Source organism: Citricoccus muralis (assembly GCF_003386075.1).
Lineage (GTDB): Bacteria > Actinomycetota > Actinomycetes > Actinomycetales > Micrococcaceae > Citricoccus > Citricoccus muralis.
Map to the genome: position 1 here is coordinate 23,170 of NZ_QREH01000001.1, position 17,213 is coordinate 40,382.

Sequence of the window (17,213 nt, forward strand, 5' to 3'; positions counted from 1 at the left end):
CAGGGCTGATCGGTGCCTGACCGCGCCTCTTCCAGCTGGACCCGGATGGTGGGCTTGGATTAGACGCAGCGGTTCGGCGGGGTACTTGGCGAAGGTCGTCCCGGCCACGGTGCACAAGGGCGCTGAGCGAGAGGAATCAGCCTGTGCGACACGTTCTCCCGCGTCGGCGGTGCCTCCGCCGGCGCGGCGAACTTATCTGGGATTGCACGTGGGCGAGAATCATCCGTGACTCAAACGTTATATTCCCAGTCCCCACCGTCGTGAAGGACCTCATGAAAAGCATCGCTTTCCGGACCGCCTCTGCCGTGGCCGCAGCACTGCTGATGACATCGTGCAGCGCGCCTTCCCCTGTGCCGAGTCCCGCCGGGGAAGCAGGCGGCACCGGCTCCGGCGCTTCCGACTCTCGCACGCCCGATGCCCCGTCGTCGGGTGCCACCAGCCCGACGACGGAACCCGAGCCGGGACAGCAACTCCAGCAGCACGCCGTGGCCGCGGCCCATCCGGAGGCCGTCGAGGCTGGGATGGACATCCTGGCCCAGGGTGGCAATGCCGCCGACGCAGCTGTGGCCACGGCCTTCGCCGTGGCCGTGGTGGAGCCCTATGCCTCCGGGATCGGTGGCGGGGGCTCGGTGATTCTGGCCGGCCCTGGCCGCGAACCGGTCAGCTACGACTATCGCGAAGTGGTGGCCCAGGACGGCAGGATCCCGGACTCCGGCACGGGTGTCCCCGGTTTCGTTGCGGGACTCGCCGAGCTCCACGCCGAGCACGGCGACCTGGACTGGGACCAGGTCCTGGAGCCGGCCATCGGCCTGGCGGGAGATGGCTTCCCCGTCTCGGAGTTCCTGGCCCAGCGGTTGCGCTCCGACTTCGGTCCCGCCTCCATTGAGGGGCTCAACCATTATCATGACGCTTCCGGTGAGCCATTGGCCGCCGGCGATCGGCTGGTCCAACGGGATCTAGCCCAGACTATGACCACCTTGGCCCAGGAGGGACCGGAGGTCTTCTATACCGGCAGCCTGGCCCAGGAGCTGACCTCGGTGGACGGCCTGGACGCCGCTTCCCTGGCCGCCTATGAGTCGGAGCAGGTCGTGCCGGTCGGCGGTAACTTCGGGGACTACGAGGTCCTCTCGGCCGCCCCTCCGCTGCCCGGTGCGGCCTTGGTCCAGCAGTTGCAGCTCGCCGAGGCCTTGGGCATCGACGGCCACGAGCCCGGTAGCCCCGGATACGTAGACCGGCTCTCCGAGGCATGGATCGCTGCCGAGGGTTCGGTGAAGCACCTGATCGGAGACCCGGACTTTGTGGACGTCCCCGTCGATCGGCTCACGGATCCCGAAGCCAACGCCCGGATCGCCGAGCAGGTGAATCTGCTGGCCGGCGGAGCCGACGTCGGCGCCTTTACGGGGCCGGACGCCCGCGAGGGCGCCGTGCCCGGTGCCGGGGGCGCACTGGTGCAGGCCGCCGGTCAGCCCGTGACGGCAGGGAACACGACGCACCTGACCGTGGTGGACCAGGACGGTTTCACGGTGTCGATGACCAACACGCTCACGAGTTTCTGGGGCGGCAGCGAGTCGGAGTACGTGGGCGGGTTCTTCCTCAACAACCAGCTCTCCCGGTTCGCCACGGAGGAGTCGGAGGCCAACCAGCCGGAGCCGGGGCGCAAGTCCGTGAGCTGGTCGGCCCCGAGCATGGTGCTCGACGATCAGGGCCGGCCGGTGCTCGGGCTGGGCAGCCCGGGAGGACACCAGATCCCGAACATCCTCACCGGCGTGCTGGTGGCGTGGGGCCTGCAGGGCGCCACGCTGCAGGAGGCCGTGGACGCACCTCGATTCCACCTGCAGGACGGGGTGCTGGCCGTGGAGGAGGAGCCCTCCCCCGAGCTGGCCGAACTGATCACGGCACGGGATTGGGAACTGCAGCGCACCGAACGTGACCAGGCGATCTTCGGTTCCGTGCAGGCCTTGGAGATCGATTACGAGACCGGTCAGATCACCGGTGCGAGGGACAGCCGCCGGGAAGCTGACGTGGCCATCGCCGACGCCGACTCCCCATCGGGAGCAGAATGACAGCCATGGGCACTGTCCCCTTTTCCTTCGACCAGCCCGACGGCGAACGGCGGACCCCGCACTCATCCGACGGCGACACCGGGCAACCGGGACGTGACGCCCGCAGAGCCGGCATGGGACGCGCCGTCGACGGACAGTCCGACGACAGTAGGCGAGGCGGACGGCTGGTCGGTCTGGACATCGCCCGATCGACGGCAATCATCGGGATGATCGCCGTCAACGTAGGCCCCCGGGGCGTCGACGGCTTCCTGGGCACGCTGTACGACCTCCCCCTGGGACGGGCCTCCTTGCTGTTCATGCTCTTGGCCGGGGTGGGGACGTCCATCATGACCCGGTCCGTGCGCGACCCCGGCGGTGCACCCGTGCCGTGGCGTACTCTCCTGTGGCGGGCGGCGCTGCTGCTGGTCGGCGGCTTGGCCCTGCAGCTGGCCGGCCACGAGGCGAGTGTGATCCTGCCCCTGTATGGGCTCCTGTTCATCGCCTGCCTGCCACTGCTGAAGGCACCCGGTTGGTTGCTGGCCGCACTGTCCGGCGCATCCCTGGTCCTCGGCCCGCTGATCTGGCTGGCAGTGCGGAGGGAATCTGACGCCTTCCAAGTCACGGAGCCGACCCTGCTGGACCCACCCGCTGAGATCCTGGGCGGCATCCTCTTCACGGGGTCCTACCCGATCGTGGTGTGGGCGGCACCCTTCCTGGCAGGGATGTTGCTCGGTCGCGTCGACCTGAGGAACCCGGCCCTGCACCGACGGCTGATCCTATGGGGCGCGGTGGCAGCCGTGGGCGCGTACCTGCTCTCGCAGGTCCTCATCCTGGTCCTGGGCGAGCCGGGCCGGACCGTGGGAATGGACAGGCTCATCTCCGCGACCGCCCATTCGCAGATGCCGTTGTGGCTGGCCTCCAGTTCCGGGGCCGCACTGTTCGTGCTGGGGCTGTGCCTGATGGGGGAGACGTTCGCGTCCCGGTATCTGTCCGTGCTATCCGCCACCGGCCGACTATCCCTGACCGTCTACGTGGGACACCTGCTAGCCCTGGCCGTGATCGTCCGCCCCGGCCCGGACTCCCTGGCCGAAGGGATCCTTGTCACGGTCGTGTTGGTCGCTGCAGCGGCGGCTTTCTCCTGGGCATGGACCCGTTGGTTCAGGACCGGACCACTGGAGATACTATTGCGCCTGCCGCCGCGGAAAACGACATCCGAACGGAACGGGTAACAAGCGCCGTCCACTGCCGATAAGCGTGCCCACGATCTCCCGTACCCAGCACTGCGCTGCGTAATCGGCATGAACCGGATCCGACTGAAGCCTGATCACTCCATAGACGAACGCGGCCGCCAAGCTCAAGTCATTTCACCTTCTTCCTGAGGCCAATGGTGTGCGTGCTGGCAATCCACATTCGACACTTTTGTGCGTGGGTGCCAACGGCACCCACGCTGTCGATCGCGAGCCGGATGGCGATTCCAGCTTGGTTCATTTTCTTTCCCGATCGCCCTTGACAGGGATACCCCCTGCCGGTATGAATAGGACTGTACATGTACCCCCCTGGGGTATGAAGTCCAATTGGGAGAGATCATGAACACCACTGAATTTCAGGTGACCGGAATGACCTGCGGGCATTGCGAGATGTCGGTGCGCGAAGAGGTGGAGGAGGTTCCCGGCGTCGAGTCGGTCGAGGTGAGCCACCAGGACGGGACGCTCGTGGTCGCCGGCGCCGAACCCGTCGATGAAACCGCGGTCATCTCTGCGGTGCAGGAGGCCGGCTACCAGGCGGTGCGGTCGGCGTGAATGCTGCCGGACGGCTGGGGGCCTACGCCGCGGGGCTGGCGGTGGTCTTCGCCGGCTCCTTCGCGGCCGGCGGAGCCCTCGTGCCGTACGAAACGGTCTCAGCCTGGAAACAACAGGCCGAGGAGCTGCGGATGGACCAGCACCCCGCCGACGGGCAGGAGGAACACCCCGCCCCCGCCGAATCGCCTGAGTCAGCCGACACGGACGACGACCACTGACCCCGGCCGATGATCAATGAGTGTGACCGGGCCCCCCGGCGACACCGGAAGAAGGATGAACCCCATGTCTGCACCCCTGGTCGCGCCTGAAGCGGGCAGTACCGATGTCGAACTGGCGATTGGCGGGATGACCTGTGCCTCGTGCGCGAACCGGATTGAGCGCAAGCTCAACAAGCTCGAGGGCGTCACCGCCACGGTGAACTACGCCACCGAGAAAGCCCGGATCAGCGCCCCGGCCGGCTACGACCCCCAGTCCCTGGTCGCCGAGGTTCAGAAGGCGGGCTACGCCGCCACACTGCCCGGCACTGGCCGGCAGGACCAGGACGGGGAAGATGACCGTCCCGACGCCGAGCTGGTGTCCCTGCGGCACCGGCTGATCGGCGCCGCGGTGCTGGGCATCCCGGTCATCGCCATGGCGATGATCCCGGCCCTGCAGTTCGAGTACTGGCAGTGGTTGTCCTTGGCGTTGGCCGGACCGGTGATCGTCTGGGCCGGCTGGCCGTTCCACAAGGCCGCCTGGATGAACTTGCGCCAGGGCACCGCCACCATGGACACGCTGATCTCAATGGGTACCATCGCGGCGTTCCTGTGGTCGCTGTACGCCCTGTTCCTCGGCACCGCAGGGACCCCGGGGATGACCCACCCGTTCGAGCTGTCCGTGGCCCCCACCGACGGGGCCGGGAACATCTACCTCGAGGTCGCCGCCGGGGTGCTGCTGTTCATCCTGGCCGGCCGCTACTTCGAGAAGCGCTCCAAGCGCCAGGCCGGGGCCGCGTTGCGCGCGCTGCTGGACCTGGGCGCGAAGGACGTGGCCGTGCTACGCGACGGCACCGAGGTCCGCATCCCCACCGACCGACTGGCCGTGGGAGATGAGTTCGTGGTGCGTCCCGGGGAGAAGTTCGCCACCGACGGCGTCGTGGTTACCGGCCGCAGTGCTGTGGACGCCTCGATGCTCACCGGCGAGTCCGTGCCCGTCGAGGTCGCCGAGGGCGACCCGGTCACCGGGGCCACCGTCAACACCGGCGGCCGCCTGCTCGTACGGGCCACCCGCATCGGCTCCGACACGCAGCTGGCGCAGATGGCCAGGCTGGTGGAGGACGCCCAGACCGGCAAGGCAGAGATCCAGCGGTTGGCCGACCGGATCTCCGGGGTGTTCGTGCCGATCGTGATTGCTATCGCCGTGGCCACCCTGGCTGCTTGGCTCGGTGCCGGGTTCCCGGCCGCGGCCGCGTTCACCGCCGCCGTTGCCGTGCTGATCATCGCCTGCCCCTGCGCCTTAGGCCTGGCCACCCCCACCGCCCTGCTGGTGGGCACCGGCCGCGGCGCCCAGCTGGGCATCCTCATCAAGGGCCCGGAGGTGCTGGAGTCCACCCGCAAGGTGGACACGATCGTGCTGGACAAGACCGGCACCGTTACCACCGGCACGATGACCCTACAGGGCGTGCACCCCTCCGCCGGGACCGGAGAGGACGAGCTGCTGCGTCTGGCAGGTGCCGTGGAGGACGCCTCCGAGCACCCGATCGCCCAGGCCATTGCCCGCGGTGCCACCGAACGCGTTGGTTCCCTGCCGGTCCCGGAGACCTTCGCCAACCACGAAGGCCGCGGTGTGCAGGGCGTGGTCGACGGACATCTGGTCGTCGTCGGCCGCGAGACCATGCTGGCCGACTGGTCCCTGACCATGCCGACCGACTTGGCCGACACGAAGGCCCGAGCCGAATCCGCCGGCCAGACCGCCGTCGTCGTGGCCTGGGACGGACAGGTCCGCGGTGTGCTGGTGGTGGCCGATGCCCTCAAGGACACCAGTGCCGAGGCCATCACCCTCTTCCGCAGCCTGGGTCTCAAGCCGGTCCTGCTGACCGGTGACAACCAGGCCGTGGCCGAACAAGTCGCCGCCCAGGTGGGCATCGAGGAGGTCCTGGCCGAGGTGATGCCCCAGGACAAGGTCCGCATCATCACCGAGCTCCAGGATCGCGGGCAGGTCGTGGCCATGGTCGGTGACGGCGTCAACGACGCCGCGGCCCTGGCCCAAGCGGATCTGGGCCTGGCCATGGGCACCGGTACCGATGCGGCCATCGAGGCAGCGGACATCACCCTAGTCCGCGGGGACCTGCGTGCCGCCGCGGACGCGATCAGGTTGTCGCGCAAGACCCTGGGTACGATCAAGACCAACCTGTTCTGGGCTTTCGCCTACAACACCGCTGCGATTCCGCTGGCCGCCCTGGGCCTGCTGAACCCGATGCTTGCCGGGGCGGCCATGGCCTTCTCGTCCGTCTTCGTGGTCGGCAACAGCCTCCGGCTACGTGGTTTCACCAGCAAGGCCAGCACTACCGTGCAGGCCGCCAGTCCAGCGCCGGAACCCCAGCCGGCCCACACCCTAACCACCTGAAACGTATGACGCCTGACCGAGTGGAGACCACCATGACCACCCCCGCCGAAGCGACCGAAGCCGCGCACCACGGATACATCTCCGACAAGGACCGGTACCTGACCCGTCTCAAGCGCATCGAAGGACAAGCCCGCGGCATCCACCGCATGGTCGAGGAAGAGAAGTACTGCATCGATATCCTCACGCAGGTCTCTGCTCTCACGTCCGCCCTGCGCGGGGTCGCATTGGGACTGCTGGACGACCACCTGAAGCACTGCGTCGTGGATGCCGCCCAGCTCGGTGGAGACGAAGCCGAAGCGAAGATGAAGGAAGCCTCGGACGCCATCGCACGTCTCGTCCGCTCCTGACCGACCGCCAGCACCTCAGAGTCATACCCACCGTTTAGCGGACGGGGCCCTCGCGATCGCAACAAGGTGATCCACGGCTAACTCGCCATTGGGGCCGTCGGGTGTGTATACCCCTTTAAGACACTCGCGGTGCCGACGGAAGTGTGATGTCAGAGTGGGGCCCATAACGGCATTGGGACTAATACGGATGACGGGATACCGCAGGGGTGCGGGCCAACGATCTACTATGGAACCGTGAATTCCCTCGCAGAAGTTGCCTCCGGCACTGAGGCGCCTCGCCCCCTGAGTTGGTACGCCCGCCCTCTCGGCACCGCGTGGGTGTTGCTGGTCACCGCCCTGATCGGCATGTACGGAACGGTCGTGCTCGTGATGGAGCGGGTGATGCTGTGGAACGACCCGAACCACATCACCAGTTGCGATCTCAATCCCTGGGTGTCCTGCGGCGAGGTCATGAAGACCTGGCAATCGCAGCTCTTCGGCTTCCCCAACCAGTTCATCGGCATGGTGGCGTTCCCCATCGTCATCACCATCGCCATGGCACTGTTCGCCCGGGCCCGGTTCGCCCGGTGGTACTGGCTCGGCATGAATCTCGGGGTCCTGGCCGGCTTCGCCTTCATCGTCTGGCTGTGGAGTCAGGCGGTCTACGAGATCAACATCCTGTGCCTGTACTGCATGATCGTCTGGGCCGCCATGATCCCGATGTTCGTCCTGTTGACGTCCCGGAATCTCCAGCACGGCGTGATCCCGGCGTCGGCAGGGGCGAGGAAGTTCGCCGCCGAGTGGTCCTGGCCGATCATCATCCTGCTGTACGTCGGGGTGCTGGCCTCGATCATGTTGCGCTTCTCGAACGCCTTCTTCTAAATCGAAGCTCCTCCCCTTCGCGAGGACGGGTCTTGGAAAGGGTCGGACAGACTATCGGCCACGTCCGGATGAGCTCCGATTCGGAAACTTTCGATCTGAGGTTCGTCGAGCCGTAGGCCGCGAACCGCTCACTGTGAGACGATCCAGGCTCGGTCCTGGACCGGTTCCGCAGGGCCCTGCACGCGAACCTGAGTCGTCGTGGTGAGGCACTGTTCGAGCTCGCCGGCCGAGGTACAGGATGCGTTCTCCGGGGCTGGTCGGCCTTCGCTGTTGGCCCGGAGGTCTCCCTCTGCGGTGAAGGTCAACCCCACGCTGACGCCCCGGTCGTCTCGTCGGTGAGTTGCTGATCGGCCGCGGCATGCGGGTTGAAAGCCAGCCGGGCCGTGCTCAGCGCCGGGCCCTGCGCCCAGTGCGACACCCGGTCGCCCGGGTCCAGCTGATCGAAGGCCACGACACCGTCGAGGCCCACGGCGAAGTCATAGCGCTTCGAGTCGGTCTCCACCGGCCCGGCGCCCGGCCCGAGCGTGGGCGAGCAGGACGTTGGCGGTGCGCACCACGGTTTCGATCCGGTGCGCCCACACTGCGGGCAGTTCCCTGCCGAAGCGGTGCGCGGTGCGCAGCAGCCAACGGCGACAGGACCGGTTGCGCAGCACCAACGCGGGCCTGCCTGCCTTGAGCTCGGCGGCAGCCAAGGCCGCGGCCGCGGTTGTCTTCCCCACCCCGTCGGTGCCCAGCAGCACGATCGTCCGCGAACCCCGGGCACTCTGACGCCGGCCGCCGGCCGCCGGGTGCCACGGCCGAGGGGCCGTCCATGGTCGCTAGCACGAGGCCCGCTGGCGGTGGTTGGACTGCACGGTGATCCGGATGCCGAGCAAGACCGCAGGCACGGGCAGGACCATTTTTCGATCAGCCCGGCGCAAAGGGGGTCTGAATTGCTGCAGGGGGACCTCCCGGTCGCATAGTGGGACACCAAAGCCCAACGATCCTCGGCGCCAGCGGACGTGGCGAGACCCCGGGCAACCGGCTGCGCAACTGAATCACGCAGCCGGGCCCGGGGCCCTGTCATCACTCGCACCTTCATCACTCGCACCTGGATGAGGCATTCCCCAGCGTAGGGAACGGACTTGTCAGTCAACCCGATACCGGCTGTGTGAACCCTGGGATGTGGCAGGCGCGGTTGGACCGACCAGGAGAAGACCCCGGTGCTGGACACCGAACACCCGCAGGATCTGCCCGAGCCGGGGACAGTGGTGTTCCTCGCTCGCTCGGAACACCACACACGGGCGGCCGCTGGCGCGGCCGACTGTTTTGTCCTGGTCCGCCGGAACGGCGGCGGACCAGGACGCCGGCCGTGGCGGGCCGACCTCCTTTTTTGCCTGCTGTCCTTCGGATTATGCGCCCCGGCTCCACCGGCACAAGCTCCTCCTTCGTCGGGGCCGGTTCCCCCGGAAACCTTGGGTCGGCGCTTCCTCGTTCCTCGGTCGCTTCTTTCCTCCCCAAGCTTTTCTCCTCCACCGCCCTACGGGTTGATGCCGGCTCCGTCCGGGGCAGCTCACTTCGTTTCGCCAGCAGGCAAAAAAATACGGGGGGAGAGGAACAACCCACACCCCCACGGCGGAAGGAACCCGAGATGAGTCACCACGCGATCTACGACAGCATGCAAGATAACTGCGCCGACATCCTGACCCCCACTTGCCCGTTCTGCGGACAGCAGGGATGGATCACCGTACCCCAAGCCGGGGCTGATGCCCTGATCGAGGGGGAGCCCGTACAGGACGCCCTGCCCGAGGTCGATCACCGGCTCCGGGAGCAAATCACCAGCGGCATCCACCCGCGATGCTTTCCCGGCGCAGAGTTCGGCGAGGGCATCGACCCTGACCTGATCCACGGTCCCTGAGCGTGAGGGTTCCACTGGAAAGGACCAGACCATGACGACCGTGACCGTTTACAGCAAGCCCGCCTGCGTGCAGTGCAACGCCACCTACCGCGCCCTGGAGAACAAGGGCATCGCCTACGAGACCGTGGACCTGTCCCAGGACGCCGAGGCCCTGCAAAGGGTGCGGGCCCTGGGCTACATGCAGGCCCCCGTCGTCATCACCCCGCACGGCGAGCACTGGTCCGGCTTCCGACCAGACAAGATCGACGGCCTGGTCAAGGGGGTGAAAGTATGACCCCGGCGGCTGTGACTGAGCAGCTCGAAGCCATAGATCTGCTGGCCGAGGAGTTTCGGCCCTTCCTGTGTCCCAGCCGCTACCGACACTCAGGAACCACATCGAAGAACAAGCCCGGAGCATCATGGCCGCGGTATAAGTCTGCTCAGCTCAGAGAGTGATGCGCCCGAATCCTGGATTGATCCGGGTGCAGAAGTGTGCGTCGCCTCAGAGGGCCCAGCTGTCATCCCAGTCGCAGTAGAAGTCCGAGTCGGCCCCCCCGAGATCCAGGTTGGCAATGTCACCGACCTCCACGCCGAGTTCCTCGGCCATCTTTGCCGCGGTGTTCTCCCCGCCCTTCAGGGCCCAGTTGTACTGGAACGTGTTCAGCCCGTAATTCCCCTCTTCGTCCTTGACCACGTTGTACTGGGCCAGCATCCGGGTCGGCTCCACCGTGGAGGTGCCGTCGGCGATGGCCATGTTCAGGTCCAGGTCGACGGACATCTCGTGGAACATGCCGCCGTCCCACGGCTGGATGTTGCAGACCTCGGAGTCCACGGTCCTGACCCGAGGGGTCAGGCCGTCATACACGCCGTCATAACCGGCCCCCCGAAATCCTTCAGCGAGCAGTAACGGAGTGCCCTGGACCGGCATGGCCCAGCCGTGGTCCTCAATCCTCTCCTGGAAGAAGGCCTCGGCCTCGTCCGTGGCCGTGGTAAGGAGCATGTCGTTGATCGGCTTGCGGATCCCCTCGGGGGTGTCCTCTGCGTCGTTCGTAACGTTGTTGATGGCGCCGGCGATGATGGTGTTCAGGCCGAAAGTGGCCGCGGCGGCACGGTCCTCTTCCGTCCAACCATCGGGCAGGTCCGCCCCCGTGACCCAGTCGTCGGTGGCGAGCTCGTGGTTAAGGGTGAGTTCGATGCCCAGGTAGGGGCCGCTGACGTGTTCCACGATCTCACCTGCCTCGATGCCCTGTTCGTCCAGCAAGGCCAGGGTCTCGTCGTAGACCTCCTGGTTGGCTGGCTGGGGGCCAGTTTCCGACGGGCTAGGTGAAGCCGAGTCGGTGGGCGGTTCGGATGACGGGGCGCTGGCGCTTGGACTTCCACATGCGGCGGTGGCCAGCAGTGCCAAAACAGTTGCGGACAGCGCGGTCTTTCGGGCCATTGAGGATCGGGTCTTTTGGGGCATGGGCATCTGGGCAGGGCGAGGCTTGTGGGGCTCCGGCCCTGCTTCCTCCTCTGAGGTGCGGTGAAACGGTGAGTGCGGTGAGACTTGCTCAGATTAGCCGGTCGTTGCTTCGTGCATACGCGCAATCGGTCCGTGACAATGAAGAAAGTACTCATGCATGTCGAGTGCGTTCAGAAACGGTCGGTTTGTCGACGCTTAGTTCTGACACGCTGCTGTGAGCCCCTGAGTTAGTCACAAACCAAGTACGAACATTTATGCTCGCCGCCAGGGTCTGAGACGAATTCTGACCCGGTAGGGAGGGTGCATGGACCGGCCGGAACGACTGGTGGACGCGGAGGAGCCGATCCTCGTTCCCGAGAGTGTGTCCCTGGGATACGCAAGGGTGTCGACCGCCTGGGCAGGACCGTGCGCGGCCTGGTGGAACTGCTGGACTCGCTCAAGGAGCGCGGCGTCGCTTTCCGCTCCTTGTCCGAGGGCGTCGACACCACGGCCCCACAGGGTCGCCTGATGTTCAACATCATCGCCTCGGTGGCGGAGATGGAGCGCGAGCTCATCCGCGAACGCACCATGGCCGGACTGGCCGCAGCGGCGGGCAAGGGCGGGTGGCCACCGCGTCTGCAACTTCGTGATGTGCGCGAAGCGCGCCGGCTCCGCGAGGACGAACAGCGGTCGTTGGACCGGATCGCGAGCAAGTTCAAGGTCAGTCGGTCCACCGTGGTTCGCGCTCTGCGTCAGGATGGCCTGGTCGGGGATGGATACGCCGAGGAAAACCCTGATTCCTCACCCCGGGAGCCCCTTGATGGTCCGAGCTCGCAAAGTCCGGCAGGTCGAAGGCCAGGTGTCCCTCGATGATTTCCTCTTTCCCGAGCCCGAGGAGGTTCGCTATGAACAGGTTCGGCAAGCACGCACAGTAGACCTGGAAGATGCTCGCCCCGACCCAATACGCCCTGATACCGGACCCGGAGATGTGGTTCACGACGTTGGGGCAGGACACGGAGAACAGCGTGGGGGAACTGTCGGTTCAGGTCGCCGGCCCGGACCCGGCGGGCGAGACCAACCTGGAGAAGGTCGGACGGCTGAACGCGGCGAGGGCGCAGGCTGAGGAAATCGTTCGGGCCGAGATGGAACGCGACCAGCCGGACCTGCACCGGTAGCCGACGCCGGGACGCTCGCAGAGTCCGTCGAGACGTTCCTGCCCTCCGGCGCCCCATCGGGTGCCCGCGCACGGTTCCGAGCCAATCTGGAAGCCCTGCGCACCCTCCGCGAACTGCAACAGACCGGCCGAGAAGCCGCCGTCCAGGAGCGTCAGACCCTGGCGCGGTGGGGAGGCTGGGGCGCGGCCGGGGTTGCGGAGGTCTTCGACGAGAATCGCCCAGAGTGCGCCGCCGACCGCGCCGAGCTGCGCTACCTGCTGAGCGAGGACGAGTACCGGGCGGCCAACCGGACCCACATCAACGCCCACTACGCCGATCCGGCGATCGCCACCAAGGCAACGCACACCAGCGCACACTGCAACAAGTCTGGCGGTCGGCCAGAGCGTCTCTTTACTCAACGAGCGAATCAATGATTTAGGCAGCACACGTCTGGCACCAAGGTGCACTCCGGGACAATCCGTCCCCTTTTGCGACATACGCTCGGCCGCTCGCTCTACGAACTGAGGGCATGGAGATAAGCGCGCGGAAGTGCCAGTACTGCGCCGAGCCGTTGCCTGCGGACGCCCGGGCGAACCGTCGCTACTGCGATGAGAACTGCCGACGCCAGGCACACGGCCTGCCCGCCAAGGCGGACGGTCGCCGGTGTGAGAGTTGCGCGGAGTGGCTTCCGGAAGGCAGCCGGAGGAACAAGCGGTTCTGCAACGAAGCGTGTAAGAAGGCCGCGGCCCGGCGGCGGGCCCGTCCTGCCTCGTCCACCAGGAAGGGGGTGGCCGACCGGGATCGACTGGCGATCGTGTCTGCGCAGCTTGTCCAGGCGGAGGCGGCGCTGGCTCAGATCCGTGGCCGGGTCCGGGAACGTGACCATGAGCTCGCCGAGCTGCGTCTCCAGTTAGCCGCAGAGCGGCGGTCATCGGCCAGAGCCATCGCCGCTCAGGCCAGCCGGACGGCCGGTGTCCGTGGCCAGTTGGCCAGCGCGACAGGGGAGCTGTTCGCACTGCGTCGCAATCGGTCGGCCACGGCCGAGGCCCGGGTGGCCGCGGCCGAGGTGACCGGGATGCGTGACCAGGTGGCCACTGTCCAGGACCGGTACGCCCAGCTGGCCGCGAAGTATCAGGAGTTGTCCGAGGCCGCAGAGCTGGCTGCGGCCGAGCGCCAGCAGTTCCAAGGGTTGGTCCGGCAGTGGGACACCCTGTGCAAGCGGCTTTACAAGGCCACCGGCGGCCAGCCGGCTGCAGCGGTGGACAGGGACATCATGGCCACCTGGACACGGTTCCGGCAGGCCGTGGCCACCCCGTCCGGCCACCGTGGCCGGGCCCCCGTGACCGGAAAAGCGGCCGGACAGGCCACCGGACCGGCCCCCGGGCGGTCGGGCACGGTGGGGGGTGTCCGTTGACCGTCTCGATCTCGAAGATGTCCATCGCCTACTACCTGGATTCCGTGGCCACCGGAGATGCCGGGCACCACGGGCCGAAAGACCTGACCGCCTATTACACCGAGGCCAAGGCCCCGGCCGGACGCTGGGTCGGATCCGGTCTGGCCGGAACCTCCCTCACTGCCGGACAGGAGGTCACCCGCGCCCACGCGGTCATGCTCTACGAGCAGGCCCGTGACCCGGGCACCGGGGACCTGCTGGGTCGTGCCCCGATGGCCAGCCATGTCACACCGCAGGACGCGAAGACCCCGGCCGGGCGCACGGCCAAGGCCACCCGGGAGGCGGTGGCCGGGTTCGACCTGACCTTCTCGGTGCCCAAGTCCGTGTCCGCGTTGTGGGCGGTGGCCGGCCCCGGGTTGCAGGGCCAGATCCAGCAGGCTCACGAGCAGGCGATGAACGAGACTCTGGCCTGGGTCGAGGCCCACGTCCTGCAGTCGAGGGCCGGTCACGGCGGGGTGGCCCACGTGCCGGTGACCGGGCTGGTGGCCAGTCAATTCGACCACTGGGACTCCCGCGCCGGGGACCCCCAGCTGCACACCCACACGGTCATCTCCAACCGGGTCCAGCGCACCCTGGACGGCCAGTGGGCCACCCTGGATTCCTATACGCTGCACCGGCACGTGGTGGCCATCTCCGAGACCTACAACTCCCTGCTGTTCGACCGGCTCCACCAGCAGATTGGCGCGCTGCCCGAGTCGAGGTCCGACGACGGCCAGCAACTGGCCGACGCGGTCGCGGCGGACAAGGCCGAGGACGTGTCCGCCCAGCCGGACACCATCGGGCATCGGGTCGAGCTGGCCGGGGTCCCGGACAGCCTGATCGCCGAGTTCTCCACCCGGTCCCGCGACATCGAGGCCCGCAAGGACCAGCTGGTGGCCGAGTGGGTGGCCACCCACGGCCGCCAACCGACGGCCGCGATCGTGTTGCAGCTGCGCCAGCAGGCCACCCTGGAAACCCGCACGCCGAAGGAAGACCAGTCGTTGTCGCTGGCCGAGAAAATGGTCGGTTGGCGGGAGCGGTCCCTGGCCACCGGCCACGACCCGGCCACCGTGGTGGCCAACGCCGTCGGCCACGCGGACACCACCATCAACCCCGAGCAGCTCACCGACGACGTCGTCGGGCAGTTGGCTGTCTGGACGCTGGCCGATGCGGCCACCCGGCGGGCCACGTTCACCCGGGCCAACGTGACCGCCTCGGCCGAACGCATCACCCGCGTGGTGCGCTACCGCACCGCGGCCGACCGGCACGCGGCCACTGACCGGCTCGTGGACACCGCCCTGGCCCTGGCCGTGCAGTTGACCCCTAGCCGCTCCATCGCCCCGGACACCGAGGACCCGGCGGTCGCCCACCACGGCCAATCGGTGTTCGACCATCAGCGCAAGGCCGGACTGTGGACCACCCGGCAGGTCATCGATGACGAGGCCTACCTGATCGGCCGGGCGACCACGGAGACCGGCCCGCACCTGGACGCGGACACCATCACCGACCAGGTCACGCAGGTGACCACGGCCAGCGGCCACCGTCTGAGCGAGGATCAGGCACGGGCCACGGCGGCTGTCCTGTCCTCCCCGACGGCGCTGCAGGCGATCATCGGTCCGGCCGGCACCGGCAAGACCACCACCATGGCCGCCCTCGCCCGACTCTGGTCCGCCACCCACGGGCCGTCCTCCGTGGTCGGGTTGGCGCCCTCGGCGGTGGCCGCCGGGGTCCTGGGGGACGAGCTCGGGGTGGCCACCGAGAACACCACCAAGTGGCTCTACGAATCCGTCGGGGACGGGGCCGCCCGCCGCGCCCAGCGCGTCCAGCAGCTCACCACCCAGCTGCGCCAACTCCAGGCCCAGCCCCGAACTGACCGCGCGGCGGCCAGAATCGAGCGATTGGGGGCGAAGCTGGCCGAACAGCACGCCGCCCAGGCCCGCTACATGTTGGCCGAGAACCAGCTGCTCATCGTGGACGAGGCCTCCATGGTCTCCACCGCCCAACTGGCCGAACTGGCGCACCAGGCCGAGGCCGCCGGGGCCAAGATGTTGCTGGTGGGGGACCCGGCCCAGCTGGAGGCCGTGGACGCCGGCGGGTTCCTGGGTTGGATGGACCGCAAGGCCGCCCCCGAACGGTTGGACATGGTGTGGCGGTTCCGCCACGAGTGGGAACGCGCCGCCTCCCTGCGCCTGCGCCGCGGCGAGGCGGACGTGCTCAGCGAATACGCCGCGAACGACCGGATCCACGGGGCTCCGGGGGAGGACGCGGCCGACTCTGCGTACTCGGCATGGCTGGCGGACAAGCGAGCCGGGCTGTCTACGATCCTGATCGCCTCGGACAACGCCACCGTGGCCGAGCTGAACACCCGCGCCCAAGCCGACCTGGTGGCCAGTGATGACGTGGACGTCGCACAGACCGTGACCCTGCGCGGGGAGGCCACCGCCGGGGCCGGGGACCTGGTGCTGGCCCGCCGCAACGACCGCTCGCTGCGCGACGAGACCGGGGCGTTCATCGCCAACGGCACCCGACTGACCCTGACCGGGATTAACCCCGACGGCTCCGCGGTCGCCTGCAACGAGACCACCGGGGGAGTGCTCACCCTGGACCCGGACTACCTCGCGTCCTCCACGGAGCTCGGCTACGCCACCACCGCGCACCGCTCCCAGGGCGTCACCGTGGACTCCGCCCACGCCGTCGCCAAGGCCGGACTGTCCCGGGAACTGTTCTACGTGGCCATGACCCGCGGCCGCGAAGCGAACCACGCCTACGTCGACTTCGGGGTCGATCACGAGGCGCACTTCCCGGACGAGTGGGGCCTGCTGACCGAGACCCCACCGGCCGACCGTCCGGTGGCCGTCCTCGAGGGCGTGCTCAAGCGCGAGTCCGCCGAGCACACCGCCCACGAGGTGGCCGACGTCCAGCGCGCCTGGGCCAACGACCTGGGCCGGATGGTCCACGAACTCGACTACCTGAACTGGGCCACCCGCTCCGCCCGGACCCACCAGTGGATACAGGACACCTACGGCGATGACCCCGAGACCGTGGCCCGGCTGACCGATGCCGCCACCTGGCCCCAACTGGTCAAGGCCGACCCCGCCATCCACCACCACGGCAACGCCGAGGCCGAGGATGCCATGCCGGAGATCCTGGCCCGCTGCACCCCACGCACCGAGGACGCACCGCTCTCCATTCCGCAGCACCAGCCCGAGAGCCAGCGCGAGGTCACCACCGACCTTCAGAACCGCATCCACGCCGAGCTCGACGGCCGACTGGACCGGATCGAGGCCGACCCGCCCGCCTGGTACGACGAGCTCGCCCAGCGCCACCCCGACCCGGCCGCCCGCCGCGCGGCGGCCGCCGACGTGCTCGTGTGGCGGGCCGTGTCCGGACAGGACGACGCCGACACCGCCCTGGGCAAGGCCCCCATCGAGAAGGACGCCACCGCCCGCTACCACCACGCCGCCCACGCCGCCCTGCACCCCGAGCCAGACAGCCGGCCGGACGACCGCCAGACCCGGCACGAGGCCCTGGTGTCAGGGCTGTCGGACAACTGGATCAACCTCGAGCCCGCCCAGACCGACCGGCCCCCGGTCGAGGAACACGTCGCCCGGCACACCCCGGACCGAGACCGGGAACCCCAAGATTGGGCCCGATGAA

16 protein-coding genes are annotated in these 17,213 nt (G+C 68.1%); 13 read left to right on the top strand and 3 right to left on the bottom strand.

Annotated elements, in window-relative coordinates:
* Positions 1-272 precede the first annotated feature (272 nt).
* From C8E99_RS00120 to C8E99_RS00150, 7 genes are all read left to right on the top strand, one after another.
* A complete protein-coding gene (locus C8E99_RS00120) occupies positions 273-2,063 on the top strand; it encodes a gamma-glutamyltransferase family protein (RefSeq protein ID WP_115930567.1) in 1,791 nt (596 codons plus the stop codon).
* 5 nt (positions 2,064-2,068) lie between these two features.
* On the top strand, positions 2,069-3,271 hold the full coding sequence (locus C8E99_RS00125) for a DUF418 domain-containing protein (protein ID WP_170144488.1): 1,203 nt from the start codon (positions 2,069-2,071) through the stop codon (positions 3,269-3,271).
* A gap of 357 nt (positions 3,272-3,628) precedes the next feature.
* The gene (locus C8E99_RS00130) at positions 3,629-3,841 is read left to right on the top strand and encodes a heavy-metal-associated domain-containing protein (protein WP_115933089.1); all 213 of its coding nucleotides are present in this window, start codon (positions 3,629-3,631) and stop codon (positions 3,839-3,841) included.
* Positions 3,838-4,059: a hypothetical protein gene (locus tag C8E99_RS15970; protein ID WP_211308957.1), complete on the top strand. Its 222-nt coding sequence runs from the start codon at positions 3,838-3,840 to the stop codon at positions 4,057-4,059. The genes C8E99_RS00130 and C8E99_RS15970 overlap by 4 nt, the downstream gene beginning before the upstream one ends.
* Before the next feature lie 64 nt (positions 4,060-4,123).
* Positions 4,124-6,445 carry a heavy metal translocating P-type ATPase gene (locus tag C8E99_RS00140; protein ID WP_115930569.1) on the top strand — a complete coding sequence of 774 codons (2,322 nt, stop codon included), beginning with the start codon at positions 4,124-4,126 and terminating at the stop codon, positions 6,443-6,445.
* 32 nt (positions 6,446-6,477) lie between these two features.
* Entirely contained in the window at positions 6,478-6,792 is a 315-nt protein-coding gene (locus C8E99_RS00145) for a metal-sensitive transcriptional regulator (RefSeq protein ID WP_211308958.1), read from the top strand.
* 234 nt (positions 6,793-7,026) lie between these two features.
* Positions 7,027-7,653: a vitamin K epoxide reductase family protein gene (locus C8E99_RS00150; protein WP_245951999.1), complete on the top strand. Its 627-nt coding sequence runs from the start codon at positions 7,027-7,029 to the stop codon at positions 7,651-7,653.
* A gap of 301 nt (positions 7,654-7,954) precedes the next feature.
* Here the strand turns inward: C8E99_RS00150 and C8E99_RS15690 are convergent, their stop codons facing one another.
* Both C8E99_RS15690 and C8E99_RS00155 read right to left on the bottom strand, forming a co-directional pair.
* Positions 7,955-8,155 carry a hypothetical protein gene (locus C8E99_RS15690; RefSeq protein WP_147301130.1) on the bottom strand — a complete coding sequence of 67 codons (201 nt, stop codon included), beginning with the start codon at positions 8,153-8,155 and terminating at the stop codon, positions 7,955-7,957.
* Entirely contained in the window at positions 8,130-8,372 is a 243-nt protein-coding gene (locus C8E99_RS00155) for a hypothetical protein (protein WP_147301131.1), read from the bottom strand. Before C8E99_RS00155 ends, C8E99_RS15690 begins: the two co-directional genes overlap by 26 nt.
* Positions 8,373-9,283: 911 nt before the next feature.
* Here C8E99_RS00155 and C8E99_RS00160 point away from each other — a divergent pair.
* Together C8E99_RS00160 and nrdH are read left to right on the top strand one after the other, a co-directional pair.
* Positions 9,284-9,550 carry a hypothetical protein gene (locus tag C8E99_RS00160; RefSeq protein WP_115930573.1) on the top strand — a complete coding sequence of 89 codons (267 nt, stop codon included), beginning with the start codon at positions 9,284-9,286 and terminating at the stop codon, positions 9,548-9,550.
* Between the two features lie 31 nt (positions 9,551-9,581).
* Positions 9,582-9,824, top strand: a complete 243-nt coding sequence (gene nrdH, locus C8E99_RS00165; protein ID WP_115930574.1) for a glutaredoxin-like protein NrdH — start codon at positions 9,582-9,584, stop codon at positions 9,822-9,824.
* 207 nt (positions 9,825-10,031) lie between these two features.
* Here nrdH and C8E99_RS00170 read toward each other — a convergent pair whose 3' ends face one another.
* Positions 10,032-10,790: a hypothetical protein gene (locus tag C8E99_RS00170; protein WP_115930575.1), complete on the bottom strand. Its 759-nt coding sequence runs from the start codon at positions 10,788-10,790 to the stop codon at positions 10,032-10,034.
* A gap of 501 nt (positions 10,791-11,291) precedes the next feature.
* On the opposite strand from C8E99_RS00170, the gene C8E99_RS00175 reads away from it, so the two are divergent.
* The 4 genes from C8E99_RS00175 (at position 11,292) to mobF (ending at position 17,212) form a co-directional block, all read left to right on the top strand.
* Positions 11,292-11,843, top strand: a complete 552-nt coding sequence (locus C8E99_RS00175) for a recombinase family protein (RefSeq protein ID WP_115930576.1) — start codon at positions 11,292-11,294, stop codon at positions 11,841-11,843.
* A gap of 71 nt (positions 11,844-11,914) precedes the next feature.
* Complete coding sequence (locus tag C8E99_RS00180; RefSeq protein ID WP_115930577.1) at positions 11,915-12,145, top strand: hypothetical protein; 231 nt, start codon at positions 11,915-11,917, stop codon at positions 12,143-12,145.
* A 793-nt stretch (positions 12,146-12,938) separates the two neighbouring features.
* Complete coding sequence (locus C8E99_RS00185; RefSeq protein ID WP_147301132.1) at positions 12,939-13,538, top strand: hypothetical protein; 600 nt, start codon at positions 12,939-12,941, stop codon at positions 13,536-13,538.
* Positions 13,535-17,212, top strand: a complete 3,678-nt coding sequence (gene mobF, locus C8E99_RS16305) for a MobF family relaxase (RefSeq protein WP_115930579.1) — start codon at positions 13,535-13,537, stop codon at positions 17,210-17,212. The genes C8E99_RS00185 and mobF overlap by 4 nt, the downstream gene beginning before the upstream one ends.
* Position 17,213: the final 1 nt, after the last annotated feature.

Coding starts and splice junctions, on each gene's coding strand:
- C8E99_RS00180 (WP_115930577.1), top strand. CDS start 11,915: ATGCTCGCCCCGACCCAATACGCCCTGATACCGGACCCGGAGATGTGG.
- C8E99_RS00130 (WP_115933089.1), top strand. CDS start 3,629: ATGAACACCACTGAATTTCAGGTGACCGGAATGACCTGCGGGCATTGC.
- C8E99_RS00125 (WP_170144488.1), top strand. CDS start 2,069: ATGGGCACTGTCCCCTTTTCCTTCGACCAGCCCGACGGCGAACGGCGG.
- C8E99_RS00160 (WP_115930573.1), top strand. CDS start 9,284: ATGAGTCACCACGCGATCTACGACAGCATGCAAGATAACTGCGCCGAC.
- nrdH (WP_115930574.1), top strand. CDS start 9,582: ATGACGACCGTGACCGTTTACAGCAAGCCCGCCTGCGTGCAGTGCAAC.
- C8E99_RS00145 (WP_211308958.1), top strand. CDS start 6,478: ATGACCACCCCCGCCGAAGCGACCGAAGCCGCGCACCACGGATACATC.
- C8E99_RS00140 (WP_115930569.1), top strand. CDS start 4,124: ATGTCTGCACCCCTGGTCGCGCCTGAAGCGGGCAGTACCGATGTCGAA.
- C8E99_RS00120 (WP_115930567.1), top strand. CDS start 273: ATGAAAAGCATCGCTTTCCGGACCGCCTCTGCCGTGGCCGCAGCACTG.